19 protein-coding genes are annotated in these 25,220 nt (G+C 72.5%); 3 read left to right on the plus strand and 16 right to left on the minus strand.

Annotated features, from left to right (window positions below; all coding sequences use genetic code 11):
* Positions 1 to 49: 49 nt before the first annotated feature.
* From ACF06X_RS26340 to ACF06X_RS26380, 9 genes are all read right to left on the minus strand, one after another.
* A complete protein-coding gene (locus tag ACF06X_RS26340; RefSeq protein WP_392289757.1) occupies positions 50 to 1,339 on the minus strand; it encodes a pseudouridine synthase in 1,290 nt (429 codons plus the stop codon).
* Positions 1,339 to 1,917 carry an SMC-Scp complex subunit ScpB gene (scpB, locus tag ACF06X_RS26345; protein WP_229818754.1) on the minus strand — a complete coding sequence of 193 codons (579 nt, stop codon included), beginning with the start codon at positions 1,915 to 1,917 and terminating at the stop codon, positions 1,339 to 1,341. The genes ACF06X_RS26340 and scpB overlap by 1 nt, the downstream gene beginning before the upstream one ends.
* A 41-nt stretch (positions 1,918 to 1,958) precedes the next feature.
* On the minus strand, positions 1,959 to 3,053 hold the full coding sequence (locus ACF06X_RS26350; RefSeq protein WP_392289758.1) for a segregation and condensation protein A: 1,095 nt from the start codon (positions 3,051 to 3,053) through the stop codon (positions 1,959 to 1,961).
* 45 nt (positions 3,054 to 3,098) lie between these two features.
* Positions 3,099 to 3,629 (minus strand): hypothetical protein, encoded by a 531-nt coding sequence (locus ACF06X_RS26355; RefSeq protein ID WP_392289759.1) that lies wholly within the window; start codon positions 3,627 to 3,629, stop codon positions 3,099 to 3,101.
* Entirely contained in the window at positions 3,614 to 4,657 is a 1,044-nt protein-coding gene (locus ACF06X_RS26360) for a ParA family protein (protein WP_229818740.1), read from the minus strand. Before ACF06X_RS26360 ends, ACF06X_RS26355 begins: the two co-directional genes overlap by 16 nt.
* Before the next feature lie 442 nt (positions 4,658 to 5,099).
* Entirely contained in the window at positions 5,100 to 6,215 is a 1,116-nt protein-coding gene (ald, locus tag ACF06X_RS26365) for an alanine dehydrogenase (protein ID WP_392289760.1), read from the minus strand.
* A gap of 147 nt (positions 6,216 to 6,362) precedes the next feature.
* A complete protein-coding gene (locus ACF06X_RS26370; RefSeq protein ID WP_392289761.1) occupies positions 6,363 to 8,348 on the minus strand; it encodes a tetratricopeptide repeat protein in 1,986 nt (661 codons plus the stop codon).
* A gap of 232 nt (positions 8,349 to 8,580) precedes the next feature.
* The gene (locus tag ACF06X_RS26375; protein WP_392289762.1) at positions 8,581 to 9,207 is read right to left on the minus strand and encodes an NUDIX domain-containing protein; all 627 of its coding nucleotides are present in this window, start codon (positions 9,205 to 9,207) and stop codon (positions 8,581 to 8,583) included.
* A 78-nt stretch (positions 9,208 to 9,285) separates the two neighbouring features.
* Positions 9,286 to 10,950, minus strand: a complete 1,665-nt coding sequence (locus tag ACF06X_RS26380) for a CTP synthase (protein WP_392289763.1) — start codon at positions 10,948 to 10,950, stop codon at positions 9,286 to 9,288.
* Positions 10,951 to 11,478: 528 nt separating this feature from the next.
* Here ACF06X_RS26380 and ACF06X_RS26385 point away from each other — a divergent pair.
* Positions 11,479 to 13,281, plus strand: a complete 1,803-nt coding sequence (locus ACF06X_RS26385; protein ID WP_392289764.1) for a glycoside hydrolase family 15 protein — start codon at positions 11,479 to 11,481, stop codon at positions 13,279 to 13,281.
* Between the two features lie 111 nt (positions 13,282 to 13,392).
* Positions 13,393 to 14,784 carry an FAD-binding oxidoreductase gene (locus ACF06X_RS26390; protein WP_392289765.1) on the plus strand — a complete coding sequence of 464 codons (1,392 nt, stop codon included), beginning with the start codon at positions 13,393 to 13,395 and terminating at the stop codon, positions 14,782 to 14,784.
* Between the two features lie 17 nt (positions 14,785 to 14,801).
* On the opposite strand, the gene ACF06X_RS26395 is transcribed toward ACF06X_RS26390, so the two are convergent.
* Both ACF06X_RS26395 and ACF06X_RS26400 read right to left on the minus strand, forming a co-directional pair.
* The gene (locus ACF06X_RS26395) at positions 14,802 to 16,448 is read right to left on the minus strand and encodes a flavin monoamine oxidase family protein (protein WP_392289766.1); all 1,647 of its coding nucleotides are present in this window, start codon (positions 16,446 to 16,448) and stop codon (positions 14,802 to 14,804) included.
* Between the two features lie 25 nt (positions 16,449 to 16,473).
* Positions 16,474 to 18,066 (minus strand): APC family permease, encoded by a 1,593-nt coding sequence (locus ACF06X_RS26400; protein WP_392289767.1) that lies wholly within the window; start codon positions 18,064 to 18,066, stop codon positions 16,474 to 16,476.
* A gap of 160 nt (positions 18,067 to 18,226) precedes the next feature.
* Between ACF06X_RS26400 and ACF06X_RS26405 the strand changes: the two genes are divergently transcribed.
* Entirely contained in the window at positions 18,227 to 19,885 is a 1,659-nt protein-coding gene (locus tag ACF06X_RS26405) for a PucR family transcriptional regulator (RefSeq protein WP_392289768.1), read from the plus strand.
* A gap of 96 nt (positions 19,886 to 19,981) precedes the next feature.
* Here the strand turns inward: ACF06X_RS26405 and ACF06X_RS26410 are convergent, their stop codons facing one another.
* The 5 genes from ACF06X_RS26410 to ACF06X_RS26430 all read right to left on the minus strand — a co-directional run bounded on the left by ACF06X_RS26410 (position 19,982) and on the right by ACF06X_RS26430 (position 25,188).
* Positions 19,982 to 21,064 (minus strand): glycosyltransferase family 4 protein, encoded by a 1,083-nt coding sequence (locus ACF06X_RS26410; RefSeq protein WP_392289769.1) that lies wholly within the window; start codon positions 21,062 to 21,064, stop codon positions 19,982 to 19,984.
* 213 nt (positions 21,065 to 21,277) lie between these two features.
* Positions 21,278 to 22,996 carry a DNA repair protein RecN gene (gene recN, locus ACF06X_RS26415; protein ID WP_392289798.1) on the minus strand — a complete coding sequence of 573 codons (1,719 nt, stop codon included), beginning with the start codon at positions 22,994 to 22,996 and terminating at the stop codon, positions 21,278 to 21,280.
* A 158-nt stretch (positions 22,997 to 23,154) separates the two neighbouring features.
* Positions 23,155 to 24,084, minus strand: a complete 930-nt coding sequence (locus ACF06X_RS26420) for an NAD kinase (protein ID WP_392289770.1) — start codon at positions 24,082 to 24,084, stop codon at positions 23,155 to 23,157.
* Complete coding sequence (locus ACF06X_RS26425; RefSeq protein WP_392289771.1) at positions 24,081 to 24,896, minus strand: TlyA family RNA methyltransferase; 816 nt, start codon at positions 24,894 to 24,896, stop codon at positions 24,081 to 24,083. Before ACF06X_RS26425 ends, ACF06X_RS26420 begins: the two co-directional genes overlap by 4 nt.
* Before the next feature lie 7 nt (positions 24,897 to 24,903).
* Positions 24,904 to 25,188 carry a hypothetical protein gene (locus ACF06X_RS26430; RefSeq protein ID WP_392289772.1) on the minus strand — a complete coding sequence of 95 codons (285 nt, stop codon included), beginning with the start codon at positions 25,186 to 25,188 and terminating at the stop codon, positions 24,904 to 24,906.
* Positions 25,189 to 25,220 lie beyond the last annotated feature (32 nt).

Raw genomic sequence — 25,220 nt, forward strand, 5'->3', positions numbered from 1 at the left:
GACCGCCGGGTGGCGGTCACGGGCTTCCGCGTCGTAGCGACACGAGGGGTTACATGCCGACTTCCTTCATCAGCATGCCGACCTCGGTGTTGGTCAGCCGGCGCAGCCAGCCCGACTTCTGGTCGCCGAGCGCGATCGGGCCGAAGGCGGTGCGGACCAGCTTCTCGACCGGGAAACCGGCCTCGGCGAGCATCCGGCGCACGATGTGCTTGCGGCCCTCGTGCAGGGTCACCTCGACCAGGTAGTTCTTGCCGGTCTGCTCGACCACGCGGAAGTGGTCGGCGCGGGCGTAGCCGTCCTCCAGCTGGATGCCGTCCTTGAGCCGCTTGCCGACCTCGCGCGGCAGCGGGCCCGTGATGGCGGCCAGGTAGGTCTTCTTCACGCCGTACTTCGGGTGCGTGAGGCGGTGGGCCAGCTCACCGTGGTTGGTGAGCAGGATGATGCCCTCGGTCTCGGTGTCGAGCCGGCCGACGTGGAAGAGCCGGGTCTCACGGTTGGTGACGTAGTCGCCCAGGCACTGGCGGCCGTCCGGGTCCTCCATGGTGGAGACGACACCGGCGGGCTTGTTCAGCGCGAAGAAGAGGTACGACTGGGTCGCGACGGTCAGGCCGTCGACCTTGATCTCGTCCTTCTCGGGGTCGACGCGCTTGCCCTGCTCCAGGACGATCTCGCCGTTGACCTCGACGCGGGCCTGCTCGATCAGCTCCTCGCACGCGCGGCGCGAGCCCATGCCGGCCCGGGCGAGCACCTTCTGGAGCCGCTCGCCCTCCTGCTCGGCGCCGGGGAAGGTCTTGGGCGTCTTGATCTCCGGGCGGTCCGCGTACCGGTCGCGGTTGCGCTGCTCGATCTTGGCGTCGAGCTCACGCGAACGGGCCGGGGCCTGCCGCTGCCCGTGCGGGCCGCGGCGGGGCGGAGTGCCGCCCTGCGGGGCCTTGGGGCCGCCCTTGGCGCCCCCGCGGGCCGCGGCGCCGCGGCCCTTCTTCGGGGCCTCGGACGTGCCGCCCACGTCATAGCGACGCTCCTCCGGGCGCGGGTTGCGCGGCCGGTCGCCGCCACCCTGCCGGTCGTCACGGCCACCGCCGCCACCGGCGCCCCGGTAGCCGCCGCCACCGCCCGCGCTGCCGCCGCGGCCGCCACCACTGGTGCCACCGGCACCTCGGTAGCCGCCGCCCTGCCTGTCGTCACGGCCACCGCCGCCACCGGCACCTCGGTAGCCGCCGCCACCGCCCGTGCTGCCGCCGCGGCCGCCGCTGCTGCTGCCGCTTCCGCGGCCGCCGCTGTTGCCACCACGGCTCCCGCCGTTGTTTCCGCTGCTGTTCCTGCCGCTGCTGCTTCGCATCAAAGTTCCGTCTTGTCGTCTGCGTCCTCGAAACCCGGTGCATCTGGTGCGTCCGGGTCGAACGACGGGACCCCTTCCAGCGTCTCCGCCTCGATCGCGTCCGCCTCGGGGAGGAAGGGCGCGAGCTCCGGGAGCTCGTCCAGGCCGCGCAGGCCCATCCGCTCCAGGAAGTAGTTCGTCGTCCTGTACAGGATCGCACCTGTTTCGGGTTCCGTGCCCGCCTCCTCCACGAGACCGCGCTGGAGGAGGGTCCGCATGACCCCGTCACAGTTCACACCGCGGACCGCGGAGACGCGGGATCGGCTGACGGGCTGGCGGTACGCGACGACGGCGAGGGTCTCCAGGGCCGCCTGCGTGAGCCGGGCCTGCTGCCCGTCGAGGACGAAGGCCTCGACGGCCGGGGCGTACTCCGCGCGAGTGTAGAACCGCCAGCCGCCGGCGACCAGGCGCAGCTCGAAGCCGCGGCCCTGGACGGTGTACTCGTCCGCCAGCTCGCGCAGGGCGTCGCCCACCTCGCGCGGGGTGCGTTCCAGGACCTTGGCGAGATGGGCCTCGGTGGCGGGCTCGTCGACGACCATGAGGACGGCTTCGAGGGCGGGCTTGAGGTCGTCGGGTGCGCTCACCTCTGGGCCTCCGTTTCTTGGGTCTCCTGGTCGAACTCGTCGGTCACACGGGGCTCCTCGTCGCCGTCGCCGCCGGTCCAGGTGACGGTCAGGTCGCCGAGGGCGTCCTCCTGGTCGAGGGTGACGGCCTTCTCGCGGTAGAGCTCCAGGAGGGCGAGGAAGCGGGCGACGACGGTGAGGGTGTCGGGGGCTCCCTCCGCGATGTCGCGGAAACCGACCGTCCCGCGCTCCTTGAGGAGGGCGACGACCAGCGCCGCCTGCTCGCGGACGCTGACGAGGGGGGCGTGGATGTGGTCGACGTACACCTGTGGCTTGGCCTTGGGCTGCATGGCCTTGACGGCGAGCTTGGCGAAGCCCTCGGCGCCGATGCTGATGACGACCTCGGGGAGCAGCTCGGCGTGGTGGGGTTCGAGGCCGACGGTCCGGGGGTGGCGCCGCCCCTCGGCCTCCCACCGCTCGGCGAAGATCTCGGCGATGCGTTTGTACGCGCGGTACTGCAGGAGCCGGGCGAAGAGCAGGTCCCGCGCCTCCAGGAGCGCGAGATCGGCCTCGTCCTCCACCTCGGCCGCGGGCAGCAGCCGGGCGGCCTTCAGATCGAGCAGGGTGGCGGCGACGACCAGGAACTCGGTGGTCTGGTCGAGATCCCAGTCGGGGCCCATGGCCCGGATGTGCGCCATGAACTCGTCGGTGACCTGGGAGAGGGCGACCTCGGTGACGTCGAGCCGGTGCTTCGAGATGAGCTGCAGCAGGAGGTCGAAGGGCCCCTCGAAGTTCGCCAGCCGCACGGTGAACCGCCCGTCCTCGGGCACGGGGGCGCCTTCGGCGGGTACGGGGGTGTTCCCGGCCGGCCCGCCGACGGCCGCGTCGGGTACCGGAGCGGGAGCGGCCTCGGCCGGCGCCTCCCCCACGCCCGCGGGAGCGGCCTCCTCCACCGGGGCGACCGGGCCGGCCGGGCCCGCAGGGCCCTCGGGGGCGTCGAGCGCGGCGGGCGGGGGCTCAGGCGGTGCGGGCCCCGTGGGCGGCGTTCCCGGGCCCCGGCCCAGGGGACGGCGGCGGGGTGGGCGGGACGTTTCGTCGGGGGGCGGGGGCATCGGGGTCCAGGGAGGTGCGGGAGCGCGGCAGCCCGCAGGTTACCCTCAGCGGCCGCGCAGGCGGCGTACGAGGATGCTCGCGTCGCCGCGGGACTCCAGGTCCGCCAGGACCACCGCCACCGCCTCGCGGACGATCCGGCCGCGGTCCACGGCGAGGCCGTGCTCGCCCCGGAGCACCAGACGCGCGTGCTCCAGGTCCATCAGCTCCTCCGCGGAGACGTAGACCGTGATCTTCTCGTCGTGCCGCTCGCGTCCGCTCGGCCGCCGGTTCGGCGACCGGCCCCGCCGTCGCGCCTGAGCCGGCGCGGCGGGTCCGGCCGGCGCCGCCGGGCCGGTCTGGCCGGTCTGGGCGGACGGAGCCGTCGGCTCCGCGGTCCTGGCCCGCGGTTCCGCCGTCTCCGACTCCGCCGCCGAGTGCTCGGCGGACGCCGAGCCCTCCGCCGCCCCCGCGTCGCTCTCGCCCGCGGGAGCCGGCACCCTGGCCTCGCCCCTGCGGGGTGAGGAGGACTGCAGCGCCATCCCCCCGGTCGTACGGAACAGTTCGTCGGCGCCGGGCAGACTCACTCGGCGTGACACCGGGCGAGCACCTCCCTGGCGAGCTGACGGTAGGCGGCGGCGCCCACGGAGTTGGAGGCGTACGTCGTGATCGGCTCACCGGCGACCGTGGTCTCCGGGAAGCGCACGGTCCGGCCGATCACCGTGTGGTAGACGTGGTCGTCGAAGGCCTCGACGACGCGCGCGAGCACCTCACGGCTGTGCACGGTCCGGGAGTCGTACATCGTGGCGAGGATGCCGTCGAGCTCCAGCTCGGGGTTGAGCCGCTCCTGGACCTTCTCGATCGTCTCGGTCAGCAGGGCCACACCGCGCAGCGCGAAGAACTCGCACTCCAGCGGCACGATGACCTTGTGAGCCGCCGTCAGCGCGTTCACGGTCAGCAGACCGAGCGAGGGCTGACAGTCGATCACGATGTAGTCGTAGTCGTTCATCAGCGGCTTCAGGGCGCGCTGGAGCGTGGACTCGCGCGCGACCTCGCTGACCAACTGCACCTCTGCCGCTGACAAATCGATATTGCTGGGCAGCAGGTCCATGTTGGGAACGGCGGTCTTGAGCAGCACCTCGTCCGCCGACATGCCCCGCTCCATGAGCAGGTTGTAGACGGTGAGGTCGAGCTCCATCGGGTTCACACCGAGACCGACCGACAGGGCACCCTGCGGGTCGAAGTCGACGAGCAGCACCCGCCGCCCGTACTCCGCGAGCGCGGCGCCCAGGTTGATGGTCGACGTGGTCTTGCCGACGCCGCCCTTCTGGTTGCACATCGCGATGATCTTCGCGGGTCCGTGGTCGGTCAACGGGCCCGGGATCGGGAAGTAGGGCAGGGGCCGTCCGGTGGGGCCGATCCGCTCGCGGCGCTGGCGGGCAGCGTCGGGTGCGAGCGTGGCCGCGTACTCCGGGTCGGGCTCGTACTCGGCGTCGGGGTCGTAGAAGTGCCCCTCGGGCACCTCGTCGTAGGCGGCGAAGTGGGTGGACTCTCGGCCACTCTCGTTGCCGGCCGTGGCGTTCACGTGTAGGCCGTCCATCATCTTCATCGTGTGGGCTGTCGTCATGGGCTGATTGGCCGCCGCGTTGTTCGCGAAGGTTCGGACAGCGACGGAGCCGACAGGGATTCCTGGCTGTCCACCCCCGGGAGTAAATGTCGACTCATTCACAAGTCGTCTTACCTCCTTGATGTGGCCAGGAACATTTATCGATAGGTCAGCGTGGCACCATGCCGACGGTTGGCGACTCTATGGCGTGTCACCGCTCCGCAGCAACACAATCCGCCGTTCCCGGCCCGATGTGTCGGTAACCGAACACCCCTCTGTCAAGGGTGCGCGGCCACGCATCCGCACGTTTCGGGGGTGTGCGAAACGGTTAAAGGGTTACGTTCGAGGCGAGTTGAACAAGGCCTCTGAAGTGGCCGGACACACATCCGGCCGGACCTTGGTGCACAAGGTCCGGCCGGATGCGTGAGGTTGACGGCACGCGTTGACGCGACGTCGGGGAGGGTCAGCCCAGCAGGCTGCTCAGCTCGAGGTGGTCGAGGCCGTGGGCCTCGGCGACCTCCTTGTAAACGACCTTGCCGTCATGGGTGTTGAGGCCCAGGGCGAGCGCGGAGTCGCGGCGCAGCGCCTCGACCCAGCCGTTGTTCGCCAGCGACACGATGTAGGGCAGCGTGGCGTTGGTGAGGGCGTACGTGGAGGTGTTCGGCACCGCGCCCGGCATGTTGGCGACGCAGTAGAAGACCGAGTTGTGGACCTGGAAGGTCGGCTCGGCGTGGGTGGTCGGGTGGGAGTCCTCGAAGCAGCCGCCCTGGTCGATGGCGATGTCGACAAGGACACTTCCGGGCTTCATCTTGGCGACGAGCTCGTTGGTGACCAGCTTCGGGGCCTTGGCGCCCGGGATGAGGACGGCGCCGATGACGAGGTCGGCCTCGACGACGGCCTTCTCCAGCTCGAAGGCGTTGGAGACGATCGTCTTCACCTTGGTGCCGAAGATCTTGTCGGCCTCGCGGAGCTTGTTGATGTCACGGTCGAGCAGGGTCACGTGGAAGCCCATGCCGACGGCGATCTGGGTGGCGTTCCAGCCGGAGACGCCGCCGCCGATGACGACGCACTCGCCGGCGTGGGTGCCGGGGACGCCGCCGGGGAGGACGCCGCGGCCGCCGACCGAGCGCATCAGGTGGTAGGCGCCGACCTGCGGGGCGAGGCGGCCCGCGACCTCGGACATCGGGGCGAGCAGCGGCAGCGCGCGGTTCGCGGTCTCCACGGTCTCGTACGCGATGGCGGTGGTGCCCGAGGCGAGCAGCGCGTCCGTGCACTCGCGGGAGGCGGCGAGGTGCAGGTAGGTGAAGAGGGTCTGGTCCTTGCGGAGGCGGTGGTACTCCTCCGCGATGGGCTCCTTGACCTTCAGCAGCAGGTCGGCCGTGGCCCAGACCTCGTCGGCGGTGGGCAGGATCTGCGCACCGGCCGAGACGTACTCCTCATCCGTGATCGAGGAGCCCACACCGGCGTTCTGCTCGACGAAGACCTGGTGGCCGTTGCGGACGAGCTCGTGGACACCCGCAGGGGTGATGGCCACGCGGAACTCGTTGTTCTTGACCTCGCGGGGGATGCCGACCTTCATCGTCGATCACGGTCCTTGAATCAGGGGGATAACTGGGGGCAATGCGATACATACCCGGCCGCACTGCGGCGCACCGGGACAGACCGCGATCGAACGCGGCGCACCCAGTCTAATGAAGGAGTTCCCTCTGTCTAGCCTTGCAAAGCATTAATCTTCGAGAGAAGCACTGCGGATTTCGTAGGCGGAGGCCTCGGTTCCAAGCAGTCTTTCGGCCGCGGACCTGTGCAGCCGTGCGGCGGCCGGGTCGCCGAGCCGGTCGAGGGTGTCGGCCAGCCGGAGCTGCAGCGCGGCCTGGAGGCGTACGTCCTGCGCGCGCCGGGCCCACTCGACCGCCTCCTCGCAGGTCCGCAGGGATTCCTCGGGCCGCCCGGCGTACTCCTGGACCCGGGCGGCTTCGCTCAACGCCCGTGCGTAGCCGGGGAGATCGGACAGCCGCCGGTACCCCGCGGCGGCGGCGCGCCAGTTCCGCAGCGCCTCGCCGTAGCGGCCCGCGTAGGTCTGCACCGCGCCGAGCCGTGCGTACAGCCGGGCCTGGTCGGCCCGCTCGTCGCGGGCGAGGCGCTGGGCGAGGGCCCGGCCGTACCAGTCGCCGGCCCGCTGCCAGTCCCCCAGCTCCTGGTAGGAGCCGCCTACGGATTCCATCGCGCGGCCGATCGCGTACGGGTCGTTCGCCGCCTTTCCGGCGTCCAGCGCCGCCCGGTAGCGGGTCAGTGCGTCCTGGGTGCGGCCCGTCTTGGCGTCCAGATCGGCGAGATTGAGCAGCGCCGCGGCCCGCTCGCGGTGCAGCCCGCGCCGCTCGGCCACGTCCAGGACCAGCCGGTGCAGGCCGTACAGGTCGGCGGCCGCGGCCTCGGCGCCGCGGTGCGCGGTCTCGGCCCGGACGAGGGCGGCGACCAGGCGGCGGGCCAGGGTGTCGAGCTCGCCGTCGGCGACGGCGAGCCGCGCGGAGGCGAGCAGGACGGGCCGGCGGGCGTCCAGCCACTCCGCGGCGGCGGGCACGCTCGGGAAGCGCAGCGCGCGGGGCAGCCCGGCGAGCTTCTTGCGGGCGGCGGACCCCTCGGGCTCGGTGACCGCGCGGCAGGACTGGAGGAGCCGTACGGTCCGCTCCAGCATCCGGGCCCGGGCGAGCTGGACCTCGGCGGGCCGGTCGCGCTCCTCCATCTGTTCGCGCAGGAGGGGGACGAGATGGCCGGGCACTTCGTACTCCCCCGTTCCCTCGTCCCGTACGAGCCCGAGGCCGACGAAGCCGGCGAGGGTGGTCGCGGCCGCCGAGACGGAGCAGCCGGCCAGCGCGGAGGCGGTGTGGGCGTCGGCGCGGCCGAGGGGCGCGAGGGAGAGGAATCGCAGTATCCGGGCGGCGGGCTGGGCCAGGGAGTCGTGGACCACCCGGAAGGCGCGGGAGAGCGGATCGCCGCTCTGGGCGCGCAGCCGCTTGGCGAGGTCGGCGACGGAGGCCTTGGGGCGAGTGGCGAGCCAGCCGCCGGCGAGGACGACGGCGGCGGGCTGGCCGCCGCACTCCTCGACGAGGGTCTCGGCGGCCTGGGGGTCGACCGTCACCCGGACCGAACCGGTGAAGGTGGTGAGGAGTTCGATGGCGGACTTGGGGTCGAGCCCGCCGAGGGTGCACGGGCGGACGTCGGAAATGCCGGTGAGGGGGCCTCTGGCCACGGCGACGACGAGGGCGTCCGGGTTGTCGGGAAGCAGCGGGTCGACCTGCTCGGCGTCGACGGCGTCGTCGAGGACGAGGACGGTACGGCGTACGGCGAGGGCCTCGCGGACCAGTTCGGTGAGCTCGTCCTCGGCGGCGCCGGGGGGTTCGGCGACTCCGAGGTCCTTGAGCAGCCCCTGGGCGACCCGGGCGGTGGGGACGGGGTCCCCGCCGGGCTCGGTGAGGCGGGCGCGGTACACCCCGTCGGGGTAGGCGTCGCCGAGAGAGCCGACGAGCTCGGCGGCGAGAGCCGTCCGCCCGGAACCGGCCCGGCCGGCGATCAGGAGCACGCGTGCGCGGGGGGCCTTGTGGCCGGCGAGGGTGTCGAGTCCGGTCCGTTCGATGTCGGCGCGCAGGGCCTTGAGCTCCCGCTGCCGCCCGAAGAAGCTCCGCACCCCGCCCGCTGCCACCGCCTGATCCGTCACGGGCCACACTCCCGTCCACCTGCGCATGAGCCGAGCCCGCGGGGGTCTCCGCACGGGCGATCCCGAGCGTAGTTCAGGGCACGGTGCCGACCCGGCGGAGCACGACCCACAGGTCCCCCGATCGGATCAGCCGATCGTCAGACCGGCGGTACGGACGACGGCCCCGCCGCGAGCCCCGCCGCCCCCGTCGCTCCCGCCACGAGCCCCGCCGCTCCCGTCGCCCGGACAGCCCCTACGCCTCGAAGGGGCGGGCCGGCCAGGGGGACTCGGCGGGGCGGAGGGCGTCGAGGCCGTCGCCCGCTCGGGCGGCCAGCACCGAGAGGACGCCCGCCACCAGGCAGGTGTTGTGCAGCCGGCCCGCCAGGACGCCCCGCGCCAGCTCCGCCAGCGGAACCCGCGCCAGTTCCATGTCGGCCTCCTCCTCGGCGACGGCGAAGCGATCGCCCTCGGCCGCCGAAAGGCCCCGCGCCAGGAAGATCCGTACCGCCTCGTCGCAGCCGCCCGGCGTCGTGTAGAGGTCGGTCAGGACCCGCCAGTCCTCGGCCTTGACGTGCGCCTCCTCGTACAGCTCGCGCACCGCCGCGTGCAGCGGGTTCTCGCCCGGCACGTCGAGCAGGCCCGCCGGGATCTCCCAGAGCTTCTGCCGCACCGGGTGCCGGTACTGCTTGAGCAGCAGGACCCGGTCCTGGTCGTCGAGAGCGACGACCGCCACCGAGCCGGGGTGGACCTGGTAGTCGCGGCGGGCGACCGTGCCGTCCGGCATGACCACGTCGTCCGTGCGGACACTCGTCTTGTTGCCCTGGAAGGGGGTCGTCGTGGCGACGACCCGCCACTCCTCCGGGGTGTCCTGCAACTCCATCTGCGTCCTCCCACACACGACAACCGGGGTACCGGTCCTGTGAGGGACCCGTACCCCGGCAACGTTAACCGCTTGCGCCTACTTGCCCGTCTTGCGCGCTTCCTGCTGCCGCTCGACGGCCGCCTTCACCAGGCCCGCGAAGAGCGGGTGCGGACGCGTCGGACGCGAGCGCAGCTCCGGGTGGGCCTGGGTCGCCACGAGGTAGGGGTGCACCTCGCGCGGGTACTCGACGTACTCGACCAGCTTGTTGTCGGGCGAGGTGCCCGAGAAGACCAGACCGGCCTTCTTCTCCAGCTCGCCGCGGTAGGCGTTGTTCACCTCGTAGCGGTGGCGGTGGCGCTCCTCGACGTACGGCTGGTCGTCGTAGACCTCGCGCACGATCGAGCCCTCGGCGAGCTTCGCCGGGTACAGGCCCAGGCGCATCGTTCCGCCCAGGTCGCCGGCGCCCTCGACGAACGCGAGCTGCTCCTCCATCGTGGAGACGACGGGGTGCGCGGTCGCGGCGTCGAACTCGGTGGAGTTCGCCTCCGGGATGTCGGCCAGGTTCCGCGCCGCCTCGATCACGATGCACTGCAGGCCCAGGCAGATGCCGAGCAGCGGCACCTTGTTCTCGCGGGCGTACTGGATCGCGCCGATCTTGCCGTTGACACCGCGGTCGCCGAAGCCGCCGGGGATCAGGATCGCGTCGACGTCACCGAGCTGCTTCTGGGCGCCGGCCTGCGTCTTGCAGTCGTCGGAGGTGACCCACTTGACCTTGACCCGCGCCTTGTTGGCGAAGCCGCCGGCGCGCATGGCCTCGGTGATCGAGAGGTACGCGTCGGGCAGGTCGATGTACTTGCCGACGAGGGCGACGGTCACCTCGTGCGCCGGGTTGTGGACCCGGTCGAGCAGGTCGTCCCAGGTCGACCAGTCCACGTCGCGGAACGGCAGGTCGAGCTTGCGCACGACGTAGGCGTCCAGGCCCTCGGTGTGCAGCACCTTGGGGATGTCGTAGATCGACTTGGCGTCGATCGCGGCGACGACGGCGGCCTCGTCCACGTCGCACATCAGCGAGATCTTGCGCTTGATGGCGGTGGGGACGTCACGGTCGGCGCGCAGGACGATCGCGTCCGGCTGGATACCGATGTTGCGCAGGGCGGCGACCGAGTGCTGGGTCGGCTTGGTCTTCAGCTCGCCGGAGGGGCCGATGTAGGGCAGCAGCGAGATGTGCACGACGAAGACGTTGTCGCGGCCGACCTCGTGACGGACCTGGCGGACGGTCTCCAGGAAGGGCAGCGACTCGATGTCTCCGACCGTGCCGCCGACCTCGGTGATGACCACGTCCACGTCGTCGGTCGCCATCCGGCGGATCCGGGACTTGATCTCGTTGGTGATGTGCGGGATGACCTGGACCGTGTCGCCGAGGTACTCGCCGCGCCGCTCCTTGGCGATGACCTGGGAGTAGACCTGGCCGGTGGTCACGTTGGCCGAGCCGTCGAGGTCGACGTCGAGGAAGCGCTCGTAGTGGCCGATGTCCAGGTCGGTCTCGGCGCCGTCGTTGGTGACGAACACCTCGCCGTGCTGGAAGGGGTTCATCGTGCCGGGGTCGACGTTCAGGTACGGGTCGAGCTTCTGCATCGTGACCCGCAGGCCCCGCGCCTTGAGGAGCGCACCCAGGCTGGAGGCGGTCAGGCCCTTGCCGAGGGAGGAGGCGACACCCCCGGTGACGAAGATGTGCTTGGTCGTCGTGGTTTTGGGCGGCATCGCCAAGAGGGGGCTCCCGTGGTCGCGTTCTGGAGGTGCGTACCGGCCTTCCCTCCGGAAGAATCGGGGGGTGCCGTCGCTGCGGTTTCGGGGTCCTCGGCTTTCGCCGTTTCCCACCGGTCCACGGGGTACCAGGGTATCAGCGACGAAGGGAGACCGCTTCCGGCCACACGGGGCAGTCGGGTGCATACGGACCGCATACGGACCCCGTCCCACCTGCGTCCGGGAACGCATCCGGAATGCGTACGGAACGCGTCCGGAATGCGGGTGCGGGCATCCGGACGACGACACCACAGGTCACACGAGTCTCACCCGTTCGGCGCAGCGTCGTTACAAGGGCGTAGCGGCGCCGGCTCGGGGTGCGTCGTATCCTGCTCGGACACTCCCTGCCGAGCCGGACCGGCCATCGGCACCCATCCCGCCAGTCAACCGGAAGTCAAGAGCTCGTCAACGATCCCTTGACTGCTGGCACCATCTGTAGGAAGCGCCCCGCGGGGCGGACGTTGGCCGTTCGACTGGAGATAGCACGTGGCCGGGCGCATCGAGGATTACGCACTCATCGGAGACATGCAGACCGCCGCACTGGTCTGCCGGGACGGCAGCGTCGACTGGATGTGCCTGCCCCGCTTCGATTCACACGCCGTCTTCGCCGGACTTCTCGGCACGGAGGAACACGGATTCTGGCGGGTGGGTCCCGCCGTACCCAACGGCTCCGCCCCGGCCCCGGCCGACCGGCGCCGCTACCGCGGCGACTCGCTCATCCTGGAATCCGAGTGGGACACCCCCCGCGGCACGGTCCGGGTGACCGATTTCATGCCCCCGCGTGACGGCGCTCCGCAGCTGATCCGGATCGTGGAGGGCGTCTCGGGCCGCGTGCAGATGAGCTCGGCGCTGCGGATGCGGTTCAGCTACGGCCGTGTCGTGCCGTGGGTCCACAAGGTCGGCGACCGCACGGTGGCCGTCGCAGGGCCCGACTCGGTGTGGCTGGACACGGCCGTCGAGACGCACGGCAAGGACCTGACGACGTACTCCGAGTTCACCGTCACCCCCGGCGACCGGATCACCTTCACGATCAGCTGGCAGCCCTCGCACAAGGAGCCGCCGCCGCTGCCGGACCCGGAGGGTTCGCTGGAGGCGACCGTCGACTTCTGGCGGGAGTGGGTCGAGCACTGCACGTACCACGGGCCGTACCGCGAGGCCGTGGTCCGCTCCCTGATCACGCTGAAGGCGCTGACGTACGCCCCCACGGGCGGCATCGTCGCCGCGCCGACCACCTCCCTGCCGGAGGAGATCGGCGGCGTCCGGAACTGGGACTACCGCTACACCTGGCTGCGCGACGCCGCGATCACCCTGTCGTCGATGCTGCGCACCGGCTACCGCGAAGAGGCGCGTGCCTGGCGGGACTGGCTGCTCAGGGCGGTCGCGGGCGACCCGGAGAACCTGCAGATCATGTACGGGATCGCGGGCGAGCGCGAACTCGGCGAGGCCGAGCTGGACTGGCTGCCCGGGTACGAGAACTCCGGCCCGGTACGGGTGGGCAACGGGGCGGCGAACCAGCTCCAGCTCGACGTCTACGGCGAGGTCACCGAGGCCCTGCACCTGGCGCACATGACGGGCCTGTCCCGGAACGACTACGCCTCCCTGCTCCAGCTGAAGCTGATCCGGTACCTGGAGACGCACTGGGACCAGCCCGACGAGGGCATCTGGGAGGTCCGCGGCCCGCGCCGGCACTTCGTGCACTCCAAGGTGATGGCCTGGGTGGCGGTCGACCGCACCATCAAGCTGATCGAGTCCGGGGACGCCGACGGCCCGCTGGAGCGCTGGCGCGAGCTGCGCGACGACATCCACCGGGACGTCTGCGAGAAGGGCTACGACAAGGAGCGGAACACCTTCACGCAGTCGTACGGCTCCAAGGAGCTGGACGCCTCCCTGCTGCTGATCCCGCAGATGGGCTTCCTGCCGCCGGACGACAAGCGGGTCATCGGCACCATCGAGGCGATCCAGCGGGAGCTGTCCACGGAGGACGGCTTCGTGCTCCGCTACCCGACCGCCGGTGAGGAGGCGGGCGTGGACGGCCTGGAGGGCGACGAGGGCGCGTTCCTGGCGTGCTCGTTCTGGCTCGCCGACGACCTGGCGATGATCGGGCGGGTGGACGAGGCCCGCAAGCTCTTCGAGAAGCTCCTGGGGCTCCGCAACGACCTGGGACTGCTCGCGGAGGAGTGGGACCCCCGGCTGCAGCGGCAGGTGGGCAACTTCCCGCAGGCGTTCAGCCATGTTCCGCTGATCGACACGGCGCTGCGCCTGACGGCGAGCGGAGCGTACGGGGGCTGAGGCGTAGGAGTCCGGGGCCTGGGGGACGCCGGACCCACGGCCGGGACGCGGGGGGCGGTGGACCGCAATACGATGAAATGGTCCTGCTCCCCCCTCGGAAAGGGGGGTCACATGGCTCCCCGCAGTGTGCCGGAGAGCGCCCTGGCCGGACTCCGCGAGGATCTGGCCGGTGCGGTGCTCGTCCCCGGCGACCCGGGCTACGACGAGGCCCGGACCCTCCACAACGCCATGATCGACCGGCGTCCCGCGGTCATCGCCCAGTGCGAGACCCAGGCGGACGTCTCCAACGCGATCCTCTTCGGCCGCGAGACGGAGCTGCCCATCGCGGTGCGCGGGGGCGGTCACAGCGTCGCCGGGACCTCGGCCGTCGACGACGGCTTGGTCGTCGACCTGCGGCGCATGCACCGGGTCGTGGTCGACCCGGAGGACCTGACCGTACGGGTCGAGGGCGGCGCGACCATGAGCCACCTGGACCGGGCCTGTCAGCCCTTCGGGGTGGCGACGACGGGCGGCCGGGCGTCGACCACGGGCGTCGGCGGCTTCACGCTGGGCGGCGGATCGGGCTGGCTGGAGCGGAAGTTCGGTCTGGCCTGCGACAACCTGCTCGCCGTCGATCTGATCACGGCGGAGGGCAAGCACGTCGTGGCGAGCGCCGACGACCACCCGGAGCTGTTCTGGGCCCTGCACGGCGGCGGCGGCAACTTCGGCGTGGCGACCTCGCTCACCCTGCGGCTGCACGAGCTGCCGGCGATGAGCATGGCGATGCTCTTCTTCCTCCCCGGCGCCGCGCCCGAGGCGGTGCGCGCCTTCCGCGATCTGGGCGAGGTCGCCCCCGACGAGGTGGGCGGCGGCATCGTCTACTTCCCCGCGCCGCCCGCGCCCTTCGTCCCCGAGCACCTCGTCGGCGAACTGGTCTGCGGCGCCCTGCTCACGTACACGGGCCCGGTGGACGAGGTCCGCGAGTTCGCGGCGCCGCTGCTGGCGCTGAAGCCCGAGGCCGAGATGGTCACGGACATTCCGTACGCGGAGCTGCAGTGCATGATGGACGACCCGCCGGGGCTGCGGAACTACTGGTCGGCGGAGTATCTGAGCGAGTTCCCGGACGAGGCGGTGGACGTCTTCTGCGAGCGGGCATCGCGGATCCCGATGCCCACGACCACGCAGCACGTGCTGTTCATGATGGGCGGGGCGGTGGCGGACGGACCGCTGGACCATCCGGTGCCGTGGCGGACCGCGCCCTGGGTCGTGCACCCGTTCGCGACCTGGGAGGACCCGGCCGACGACGACCGCGTACGCCGGTGGGTGCGGGACGTGCGGGCCGATGCGAGGCCGTGGTCCATCGATGCCGTCTATCTCAACTTCATCGGCAACGAGGGTGAGCGGCGGGTCGTCGCCGGCTACGGCGCCGGGAACCACCAGCGCCTGGCCATGGTCAAGGCCGCCTACGACCCCGACAACGTCTTCCGCCTCAACCACAACATCGCACCGGCCGCGCCGGCCTGACGGCCCGCCGGGTGGCGTCACCTCAGGGCGTCGATCACCTCCCGCGCGGCCCGCGCGCCCTCGGTGGCGCCGCCTTCCATGAAGCCCTGGAAGTCGTAGCTGCAGTGCTCGCCGCCGATGTGGACGTTCCCCTGCGCGGTGCCCTCGTACCCCGCGTACCGGTGCAGATAGCCGACCGGCCAGCAGGAGTACGCGCCGAGGGTGTACGGGTTGCGGTGCCAGGCGGAGAGCTGGGCGCGGCCCGTGTACGCCTTGGAGGTGCCTGGGAAGAAGGCGTCGATGCCGGTCAGGTACCGGCTGACGAGCGTCCGTACGTACGGGTCGGATTCGGTGGAGAAGGGCCCGGCGGGCGTCAGCGACTTGGCGAGCGTGCCGCCGCCGTACTGGATCAGGATGCCGCCGGTCCCGCCCTGGATCTTGGTGGTGTCCCAGGTCTGCTGGACCTCGGTGTCGGTGAAGCAGTCGCCGGCCGAGACGCCCGGCCAGGGGCCGGTGCCGCGCCAGGGGCGGGTGGCGAACTGCATGTTCAGCTTGGTGCAGTGCCCCATCCGCGCGTCCCGGAGCAGGTTCTTCATCAGGGGATCGAAGGCGGCCTGGCTGAGGTCGAGTTGCTTGAGGATCGGCAGCGGGAGACAGAGGATCGTGTGGTCCGCGGTGACGGTCCGGGTGGCGCCGGCCTCGGTGAAGGTGAGCGTCTGGGTGCCGTCGGCGTTGGCGCGTACGGCGGTCAGGGACCAGCCGTGGCGCAGGGTGCCGGGGGCGAGGGCGCCCGCGATGGCGTTCGGGAGCTGGTCGTTGCCGCCGGTGATGTGGTAGCGCTCGTTGGACAGACCCCAGACGTTGAAGTGGCCCGGATTGGTCTGGTAGCCCATGAGCAGGACGAGGGCGAGCGAGGACTGTTCGGTGGTTTCGGCGCCGTACTCCACGTTGTAGGCGACGTCGATGAACTTGCCCAGCGGTGAGGTGTGCCCGCCGGGGACCCGGGACTCGATCCATTCGTATATCGACATGTTGTCGAGTGCCGTGCCGGTGGGCGTGGTCTGGTTCCACTTGACCTCGCCCGCCTCGGACAGGTCGCGGTGCAGGGCCTGGTAGACGGCCTTGAAGTCCTCGTCGGCCTGGTGACGGGGGTAGTAGGTGCCGTTGAACCAGAGGACCTCCTCGGCGCCCGTCGGTCCGCCGCCGAGGAAGTCCTCCACGGGCAGGTCGAAGCGGCGGCAGAGCTCCAGGATCTTCTTGTGGCTGGTGTCGATCAGCTCGCCGCCGATCTCGGAGGTCTGCCCGTACGCCCAGTGGCCGCGCTGGGTCCACATGCGGCCGCCGACGCGGGAGGGGTTGGCCTCGTAGAGGACCGGGCTCAGGCCCGCGTCCTGGAGGGTGAGGGCGGCGGTGAGCCCGGAGATCCCGGCGCCGACGACGGCGATCCGGGCGGTGCCCCTGGCCTTGGGGTCGGGGGTGGCGGCGCGGGCGGTCGCGGGCATCCCGGTCGCGGCCACGGCGCCGGCCGTGAGGCCAGCCGCGGCGGCGTACTTGAGGAGGGAGCGCCGGCCGATCTCGTCGGCCCTCATCCCTCGCAGTTCGGCGACGGGGAGGCCCAGCCGTCGGGCGTCGGCGTGCTCGGCGGCCAGGTTCTTCAGGAGGTGCATCGGGTTGGTGCGGGCCATGGGGAGCTCCTGCGGGTGGGAGGGATCAGCTCTGGGAGAGGGGGGACACGGCGGGGGTGGTGTCCGTCTGCTCGGGCTCGTCGGCACGCGTGGGCTCGTCGGTGCGCTCGGTCGCGTCCTCCAGGACGATCCGGCCGATGATGTCGTAGCGCTCGGGCCGCCTGGCCTTGAGATAGAGACCGAGGCCGAGGCCGCCGAGGAAAACCGTTCCGACGATCCACGGGATCGCCTTGAAGAAGAGCGAGTCGGCGGCGAGGCCGGCCGCGGTCTCCATGTTGACGATCAGCAGGATGACGACGGCGGTCATCCCGATGCCGCCGAGCAGAGGCGCGGTGAGGGTCTTGAACCAGTGGCGGTCCTCGGGGTGGTTCTTGCGGAAGTACCCGATGACGGCGAAGGAGCAGAGCGTCTGGACGATGAGGATCGCCATCGTGCCGAGGATCGCGAGCAGCGTGTAGAGGTGGATGTACGGGTCCTGGCCGGTGAGCCAGAAGGCGCCGACGAGGAGGACGGCGATGGCGCTCTGGACGTAGGAGGCGATGTACGGGGATCCGTGCCGGGCGTGCGTACGGCCGAGGGCCGGGTGGAGGAAGCCCTCGCGGCCGATGGCGTACAGATAGCGCGCGGCGCACTGGTGGAAGGCCATGCCGCAGGCGAAGGAGCCGGTGAGCAGCAGCCACTGGAAGGCGTCGACGGCCCAGGCGCCGATGAAGGACTGGGTGGGGGCGAAGAAGAGGTCGAGGGGCGTGGCCGAGGACGACAGCTTCACGGAGCCGGCCAGGCCGTTGCCCGCGATCGTCATCCAGGAGACGTAGATGTAGAAGAGGCCGACGCCGACGACGGAGATCAGGGTGGCCCTGGGGATCACCCGCTTGGGGTCGCGGGACTCCTCGCCGTACATCGCGGTCGACTCGAAGCCGACCCAGGACCAGAAGGCGAAGAAGAGTCCGAGACCGGCGGAGGCGCCGGTGAAGGCGTTCTTGGGGTTGATGGGCTCGACGGGGATGCCGTCGGGGCCGCCGCCGGCGATCAGCACGGCGGTGGCGACGGCGAACAGGACCGCGATCTCGGCGATCAGCATCACGCCGAGCGCCTTCGCGGTGAGGTTGATGTCGAAGTGGGCGAGGACGGCGGTGACGGCGAGCATCGCCGCCGCGTACACGATCCACGGCAGATCCACACCGAGCTGGTCGGCGACCGTCGTCTGGGTGAAGTAGGCGAAGACGCCGACGATGGAGGCCTCGAAGACGATGTACGCGAGGACGGCGAGCATCCCGGACGCCATGCCCGCGATCCGGCCGAGGCCGTGCGAGATGTAGCCGTAGAAGGCACCGGCGGCGGTGATGCGTTTCGCCATGGCGACGTAGCCGACCGAGAAGACGGTCAGGACCAGCGTCGCGAAGAGATAGCCGGCGGGCGCGCCCGTGCCGTTGCCGAAGCCGACGGCGATGGGGAGGTTGCCGGTCATCGCCGTGATCGGGGCGGCGGTGGCGACGGCCATGAAGACGACGCCGACGATCCCGACCGAGTTCGCCTTGAGGCGGTGCACCTCGGGGGTGGAGCCGGGGGTGGAGCGGGGGTTCGATCCGGTGGAGCCGGGTGTGGAGTTCTCTGCCATGGCGGGAGAGCATCCTCCGAGGTGACGTACGCCACAATCGACATGCGGTCGCACAATCGGCCTATTGGGGCGACGTGTTGTCCAGGCGGGGGACGAACTGTCCGGTCCCGTAACCGTCGGGTGATGTCGCCGGAACATCCACGGAGGTAGCGTCCGGCCCATGGACAATCAGGGCGGGATCACCGTGCAGCGGGCGCTGGAGCTGCCCGGACTGCGCGGCGGGCTCCCGGAGGTCGTGGCCGGCGCGGACCGGCTGCACCGGACGGTGCGCTGGGTGCACGCGGGCGAGGTCCCGAACATCGCGTCGCTGCTCAAGGGCGGCGAACTGCTGCTGACCACGGGGCTCGGGCTCGGTACGCGACCGGCGGAGCAGCGGGCGTTCGTACGGCGGCTCGCGGACCGTGGCATCGCGGCGCTGGTCGTCGAGCTCGGGCCGCGTTTCTCGCGGCTGCCGGCGACGATCGTGGAGACGGCCCGCTCGACGGGGCTGCCGCTGGTGCAGCTGCACCGAGAGGTCCCCTTCGTCGCCGTGACGGAGGAGATCCACACCGAGATCGTCAACGGGCACTACGCCCTGCTGCGGCAGGCGGAGGAGGTCCACCGGCAGTGCACGGAGGCGCTGCTCGGCGGGGGCGGGGTGCCACAGGTGCTGCGCATCCTCGCCGACTTCACGGCGAACCCGGTCTTCCTGGAGACCCCGGAGGGCCAGCTGCTCTACGCGGCGGGCGCGGACCCGGCCCCCGCGGACCCGCTGCAGGTCTGGGACGGGCTGCGCGGACAGCGGGCGGCGCGCGAGTCGGGCCCGCCGACGGGCGCGGTCCTCGTGGACGTGCCGGGCGGCGGCGGGCCCGGCAGCGGATCGGTGCGTGCGCGGCTGGTGCTCCTTGCGGTCTCGGGGCCCCTGTCGCCCGTCCACCGGATGGCGGCGGACCGGGCGGCGGGCCTCCTGGCGGTCGTCCTCATGCAGGCCCGCCAGGAGGAGGAGCTGGCGGCGCGCGGCCGGGGCGACTTCCTGACGGACCTGGCGGAGGGCCGGATCGCGGCGGAGGACGCGCCGGCGCAGGCGCGGGTCCTGGGCTTCAAGCCGGGCGACGGGCCGCTGTTGCCGGTGGTGATGCGGCTTGCCTCCGAGCTCTCCCCGTCCGGGAACTGGGCGCTGCTCGCCCGGGCGGTCCTGGAGGAGCTGTCGTCGGTGGGGGTGCCGGTGCTGCTCGGTGTCCGCCCGGTGGAGGGCAGGGTCCCGCTCCTCCTCGGGCTGCGGTCGGAGACGGAGCGTACGGCGGTGGCCGACCGGGTCGCGGCGGCGCTGCGGGCGGGCGTGGAGCGGGCCGGGCTCATGGGGGCACCCCCGGGCGAAGCCTGGGGGAGCGCCGGAGCGCATCCGCCGGTGGTCGTGGTCGGCGTCGCGGGAAGCTGGGCGGCGGCCTCCGCCGGCCTGCGCCACGCGGCGGAGACGGCGACGGCGGCGCAGGGCCTTTCGGACCGGCCCTGGTACGACGCCCGGCGCCTGGACATCGACCTGCTGCTGTGGCGCCTGCACCACCACGGCGACACCGTCCTGCCGGCCTTCGTGGACCGGGCGATCGGCCCCCTCCGCGACCACGACCGCACGTCACGCCCGCCGCTGCTGCCGACCCTGGAGACCTACCTGGCGCACGCGGGCCGCAAGGCGGAGACGGCCCGGGAGCTCCACCTGAACCGCCAGACGCTCTACAACCGCCTGGCCCGCATCTCGGAGCTGCTGGGGACGGACCTGGACGACCCGCAGACGGTGCTCGCGCTGTCGCTGGCGCTGCGGGCGCGACGCCACACCTCGTAGGGGGCGGGCGGGGGGTGTGTCGGGGTTTGCCGGGCCGGCAGCGGTGCCGGGGGGTCGGGGCTGCCGGGGCTGCGGCTGCCTGCGGTCGTCGGACCCTCAGCGTCCCGCCAACTCGTCGTACACGCTCAGGACGTGGGCGATCGTCTCGTCCTCCGTCGGCCAGGTCCTCGCCTGTACGCGTCCCGCCGCCGCCAGGTCCATCCGACGGTCCACGTCCTCCAGCAGGCCCCGCACCGCCGCCGCCAGCGCCTCCGCGTCCCCCCACGGAACCAACTCGGCCGCGTCGCCGACCAGTTCGGGCACACCGCCCACCGCCGTCGCCACCAGCGGCACCCCGAGCCGCAGGGCCTCCTGCGCGAGCAGCGAGCGGGACTCCCAGCGGGACGTCAGGACCGCCACGTCCGCCGCCGCCAGCAGCTCCGCCACGTCGTCCCGGCGGCCGATCAGCCGGACCGCGAGCCCCTCGGCGTCGATCCGGCGCTGGAGGGCCGCCCGTTCGCGCCCCTCCCCCGCGATCACGAGCAGCGGCTGCGGGTCGAGGCCGCGCCACACCCGTGCGGCGTCGAGAAGCATCCCGTACCCCCGCTCGGGCTCCAGAGCGCCGACCGCCATCAGCAACGGCCGGTCGACCGCGCCCAGTTCGGCCCGCGCCTTGCCGTCGTGCAGGCAGACCGGCGCCCGCGAGGCGGGCACCGTGACCGGGGCGAGCCGGGCGTCCCGCGCTCCGCGCCGCCGCGCCCGGTCCACGAGCTCCGAGGACGTGCCGAGCACCACGTCGGCCGCCCGTACGCTCCTGCGCTCCAGCAGCCGCACGAGCCCGCCCCGCGTCCCCTCCGCGTGGCCGCGGGTGTGCCAGGTCGTCACGAGCGCCGGCGCCCGGACGCCGCCCGCCAGCGCGAGCGTGGCCCGTACCGAGGCGTGCAGCCCGTGGGCGTGCACGACGTCCGCGCCGATGAAGGCGTTGCGGAGCGCGGCGAGCGTCGCGGGGCCGCCCAGGCGCGGGACGGGCACGAAGTGCGCGCCGGCGCCGCGGAAGTCGTAGGCGTGATCGAGTTCGGCCGGGGCGCACACGGTCACCCGCACGCCCCTGGCCACCAGCCCCGAGGCGAGTGATCTGACGTGAGCGCTGCTGCCCGCGCTGCCGCCGCCCAGCACTTGGACCGTACGGAGCTGTGTCACGCGCCCAAGGATGCCAGCCCGTACGCACGTTCCGGCACCGAAGCCGCTTCGTTGTCGTGTCGTTCCTGTGTCGTCCGCCCCGGCCCGGCGGACGGGATCACTCACACGGGTGACGCGGGCGGCCGGCGAGCCCGCCACCGGCCGTTCCCGGCGACGACGGGCCCGACCCTCAGGCGTCAGCTCGGCGGCGGCCTCGACCCCTCAGGCGTCCCCTCAGGCGTCGGCCCGCGCCGTCGCCAGGAGTTCCTCCGCGTGGGCGCGGGCCGTCTCCGAGTCCTCCTGGCCCGCCAGCATCCGCGACAGCTCGCGGACGCGGTCCTCGCCCTCCAGGACGGTGACGCCGGAGCGGGTCACCGAGCCGTCGTGGGTCTTCTCCACCAGCAGCTGACGGTCCGCGAAGGCCGCGACCTGCGGAAGGTGGGTGACCACGACGACCTGCGCGGACTTGGCGAGCTTGGCGAGCCGGCGGCCGATCTCCACGGCCGCCTTGCCGCCGACGCCCGCGTCGACCTCGTCGAAGAGGTACGTCGGCACCGGGTCCGTACCGGCGAAGACGACCTCCACCGCGAGCATCACCCGCGACAGCTCACCGCCGGACGCGCCCTTGGCGATCGGCCGCGGCGGCGCCCCCGGGTGCGGGGCGAGGAGCAGTTCGACCTCGTCGGCGCCGGACGGCCCGTAGGCCACCGTCCGTCCGCCGACCTCGACGCCCTCGGGGTCCTCGGTCTGGCGGATGTCGAAGGACACGCGCGCGTGCGGCATGGCGAGCGAGGCCAGTTCGGCGGTCACGGCGTCGGCGAACCGGGCCGCCGCCTCCGTACGGGCGTCCGTGAGCGCCTGCGCGAGGACGGACAGCTCCGCCCGCAGCGCGTCCCGTTCGGCCGTCAGCTCGCCGATCCGGTCGTCGTCGCCCTCCAGCTCGGTGAGCCGGGCCGCGCTCTCCTCCGCCCACGCGAGGACGGCGGCGACGTCCGCGCCGTACTTCCGGGTGAGCTGGGTCAGCGTCGCGCGCCGCTCCTCGACGACGGCGAGCCGCCGCGGATCGGCGTCCAGGTTGTCGGCGTAACCGGCGAGCTCACCGGCCACGTCGGCGAGGAGGATGGAGATCTCCCCCATCCGGTCCGCGAGCGCGGCCAGCGCCGGATCGTGCGACCGTACGGCCTCCAGCGCGCGCCCGGCGCCCGCGACCAGCGTCGTCGCGTCGACGGCCTCCGGGTCCTCCGGGTTCCCGGCGAGCGCCCCGTGCGCCAGGGCGGCGGCGGAGGCGAGGGCTTCGGCGTGCCCGAGCCGCTCGGCCTCGGCGGCGAGCTCGACGTCCTCGCCGGCCCGGGGCTCGACGGCCTCGATCTCGCCGAGCCCGAAGCGCAGCAGATCGGCCTCCTGGGCCCGTTCCCGCGCCCGCGTGGTGATCTCGTCCAGTTCGGCGACGACGGCCCGCAGCCGCCGGTACGCCTCCCCGTAGGCGGCCAGCGGTACGGCGACGGCGTCACCCGCGTACCGGTCGAGGGCCCCGCGCTGCCGGGCCGGCTTGAGCAGGCCCTGCTGGTCGGTCTGGCCGTGGACGGCGACGAGTTCGTCGGCGAGCTCGGCGAGCAGCCCGACGGGCACGGAGCGCCCGCCGAGATGGGCCCGCGAGCGCCCCTCGGCCGAGATCGTCCGGCTGACGAGCAGGGCGCCGTCGTCCAGCTCGGCGCCCGCCTCCTCGGCCCGTACGGCGGCGGGGGCGCCGGCGGGCACGCTGATCCGCCCCTCGACGACGGCGGACGCCGCGCCGATCCGCACCAGGGCCGGATCGGCCCGCCCGCCGAGCAGCAGCCCGAGGCTGGTCACGACCATGGTCTTGCCCGCACCGGTCTCGCCCGTCACCGCGGTGAAACCGGGCGACAGCTCGACGACCGCGTCGTCGATGACCCCGAGCGACCGTATCCGCATCTCCTCCAACACGGGGAAGACCTTACGAGGTCCGAGGCCGGCTGTGCGACGGCCCCTGCCGGAACGTGATGAACCCGCAGGTCGGGAAAGCGGTTGTCACCCGTGGGGGTGGGTGCCCGCCGGGCACCCACCGCCGTACGGAAGCACGGCCGGCGCGGCTAGCGCGGTGCGCCGCGCCAGCCCGAGACCGGCAGGGCGAACTTCGCCACCAGCCGGTCGGTGAACGAGGCGTGGTGCAGCCGGGCCAGCCGTACCGGCACCGCCCCGCGCCGTACCTCCACCCGTGCCCCGGACGGGAGTCCGACCGTCCGGCGGCCGTCGCACCACAGCACGCCGTGCGGCGTGTGCGGCTCGACCTCCACCGTCAGCACCGACTCCGGCGTCGTCACCAGCGGCTTGGCGAACAGCGCGTGCGCGCCGATCGGCACCATCAGCAGCGCCTCGACCTCCGGCCAGATCACCGGCCCGCCGGCCGAGAAGGCGTACGCCGTCGAACCCGTCGGAGTCGCGCAGATCACCCCGTCGCAGCCGAAACCGGTGACCGGCCGGCCGTCGATCGCGAGCACGACCTCCAGCATCCGCTCCGGGGAGACCTTCTGGACGGCCGCCTCGTTCAGCGCCCAGTCGCGGTGCAGGACGTCACCGTTCTCGTAGACCGCCACATCGAGGGTCATCCGCTCCTCGACCTCGTACGCCCGGGTGACCACCCGGTCCACGACCTTGTCCAGGTCGTCGCGCTCGGCCTCCGCGAGGAAGCCGACCCGCCCCAGGTTGACCCCGAGCATCGGCACGCCGGACGCCCGCGAGAACTCCGCGCCGCGCAGGAGCGTCCCGTCGCCGCCGAGGACGACGAGCAGCTCGCAGTCGTCGAGCGCGTCGGAGGACGCCTCCCGCACCACCTCCACGGACGGCGGCAGCGGCAGGTCGGCCGCCTCCGCCTCCAGGACGCGGACGCCGATCCCGCTGCGCAGCAGACCGAGGACGACGAGTTCGGCGCTGCGCACGGCGGCCGGCCGGCCGGTGTGCGCGAGCAGGAAGACAGTACGACTGCCAGGACGAACATCAGGTGGTGCGGTCGTTGAGCTCAACGAGGTCCCTCCGCCACGGCGCGGTCGACATCCGCCGGATCCAGCGCGGGCGCCCCTGCCCGCAGCCACAGAAAGTACTCGACGTTGCCCGAGGGCCCGGGCAGCGGGCTCGCCGTGACGCCCAGCACGCCGAGGCCGAGCTCGCCGGCCTGCCGCGCCACGTTCCGTACCGCGTCCGCGCGCAGCTCGGTGCTGCGGACGACTCCGCCGGTGCCGAGGCGCTCCTTGCCGACCTCGAACTGCGGCTTGACCATCAGGACGAGGTCCGCGTCGGGGGCGGTGCAGCGCACCAGGGCGGGCAGCACCAGGCCGAGCGGGATGAAGGAGAGGTCGCCGACGACGAGATCGACCGGGATGCCGTCGATCGCGTCGAGGGTCAGCTCGCGGACGTTCGTCCGGTCCTTCACGGTGACCCGCTCGTCGCTCTGCAGCGACCAGGCGAGCTGTCCGTAGCCGACGTCGACGGCGACGACGTGGGCGGCGCCGGCGCGCAGCAGCACGTCGGTGAAGCCGCCGGTCGACGCGCCCGCGTCGAGCGCGCGCCGGCCCTCGACCTTCAGTCCCCGCGGTACGAACGCGGCGAGGGCGCCGGCCAGCTTGTGGCCGCCGCGCGAGACGTAGTCCGGGTCGGCGTCGTCCTGCGAGACGACGATGGCCGCGGCGGTCTCGACCTGGGTGGCGGGCTTGGTCGCGACGGTCTTGCCGACGGTCACCCGCCCGGCGGCGATCAGCTGACTGGCGTGCTCGCGCGAGCGCGCGAGCTTGCGGCGTACCAGCTCGGCGTCGAGACGGCGGCGGGCCACTCCTGCCACGTTCGGTTCAGCTCCTGTGGTTGTTCGGCGGTGTCGGTCCGGGGCGGACGGCGTCGAGCGAGGTCAGCTCGGAGCGCAGCCCACGGTGTACATCCTCGTACACCTCCAGGTGTCCGTCGGCGGGCAGGTGGTCGGCGTCCGCGAGACGGGCGAGAAGGGCGTCCACGCCGGGGTGACCGGTGGGGGTGAGCGGCACGCCCAGGGGCGCGGGTGCGGCGGGCTCGAAGGCCGCGTCCTCGTCCGCCGCCGCCGTGGTCTCCTGCGGCTCGGGCTCCGGCATCACGTCGTCCATCCCCCGACGCTATCGCGAAGCTCTGGGGTACG

This window comes from Streptomyces sp. NPDC015346, from assembly GCF_043078785.1.
In the GTDB taxonomy this organism is placed as follows: domain Bacteria; phylum Actinomycetota; class Actinomycetes; order Streptomycetales; family Streptomycetaceae; genus Streptomyces.

Bases quoted from the DNA above. Each gene is read 5' to 3' on its own strand.
- ald (WP_392289760.1), bottom strand. From the start codon at position 6,215: ATGAAGGTCGGCATCCCCCGCGAGGTCAAGAACAACGAGTTCCGCGTG.
- ACF06X_RS26380 (WP_392289763.1), bottom strand. From the start codon at position 10,950: ATGCCGCCCAAAACCACGACGACCAAGCACATCTTCGTCACCGGGGGT.
- ACF06X_RS26375 (WP_392289762.1), bottom strand. From the start codon at position 9,207: ATGGAGTTGCAGGACACCCCGGAGGAGTGGCGGGTCGTCGCCACGACG.
- scpB (WP_229818754.1), bottom strand. From the start codon at position 1,917: ATGGTCGTCGACGAGCCCGCCACCGAGGCCCATCTCGCCAAGGTCCTG.
- ACF06X_RS26405 (WP_392289768.1), top strand. From the start codon at position 18,227: ATGGACAATCAGGGCGGGATCACCGTGCAGCGGGCGCTGGAGCTGCCC.
- ACF06X_RS26430 (WP_392289772.1), bottom strand. From the start codon at position 25,188: ATGGACGACGTGATGCCGGAGCCCGAGCCGCAGGAGACCACGGCGGCG.
- ACF06X_RS26390 (WP_392289765.1), top strand. From the start codon at position 13,393: ATGGCTCCCCGCAGTGTGCCGGAGAGCGCCCTGGCCGGACTCCGCGAG.
- recN (WP_392289798.1), bottom strand. From the start codon at position 22,996: ATGCGGATACGGTCGCTCGGGGTCATCGACGACGCGGTCGTCGAGCTG.
- ACF06X_RS26340 (WP_392289757.1), bottom strand. From the start codon at position 1,339: ATGCGAAGCAGCAGCGGCAGGAACAGCAGCGGAAACAACGGCGGGAGC.
- ACF06X_RS26395 (WP_392289766.1), bottom strand. From the start codon at position 16,448: ATGGCCCGCACCAACCCGATGCACCTCCTGAAGAACCTGGCCGCCGAG.
- ACF06X_RS26360 (WP_229818740.1), bottom strand. From the start codon at position 4,657: ATGACGACAGCCCACACGATGAAGATGATGGACGGCCTACACGTGAAC.
- ACF06X_RS26350 (WP_392289758.1), bottom strand. From the start codon at position 3,053: ATGCCCCCGCCCCCCGACGAAACGTCCCGCCCACCCCGCCGCCGTCCC.
- ACF06X_RS26400 (WP_392289767.1), bottom strand. From the start codon at position 18,066: ATGGCAGAGAACTCCACACCCGGCTCCACCGGATCGAACCCCCGCTCC.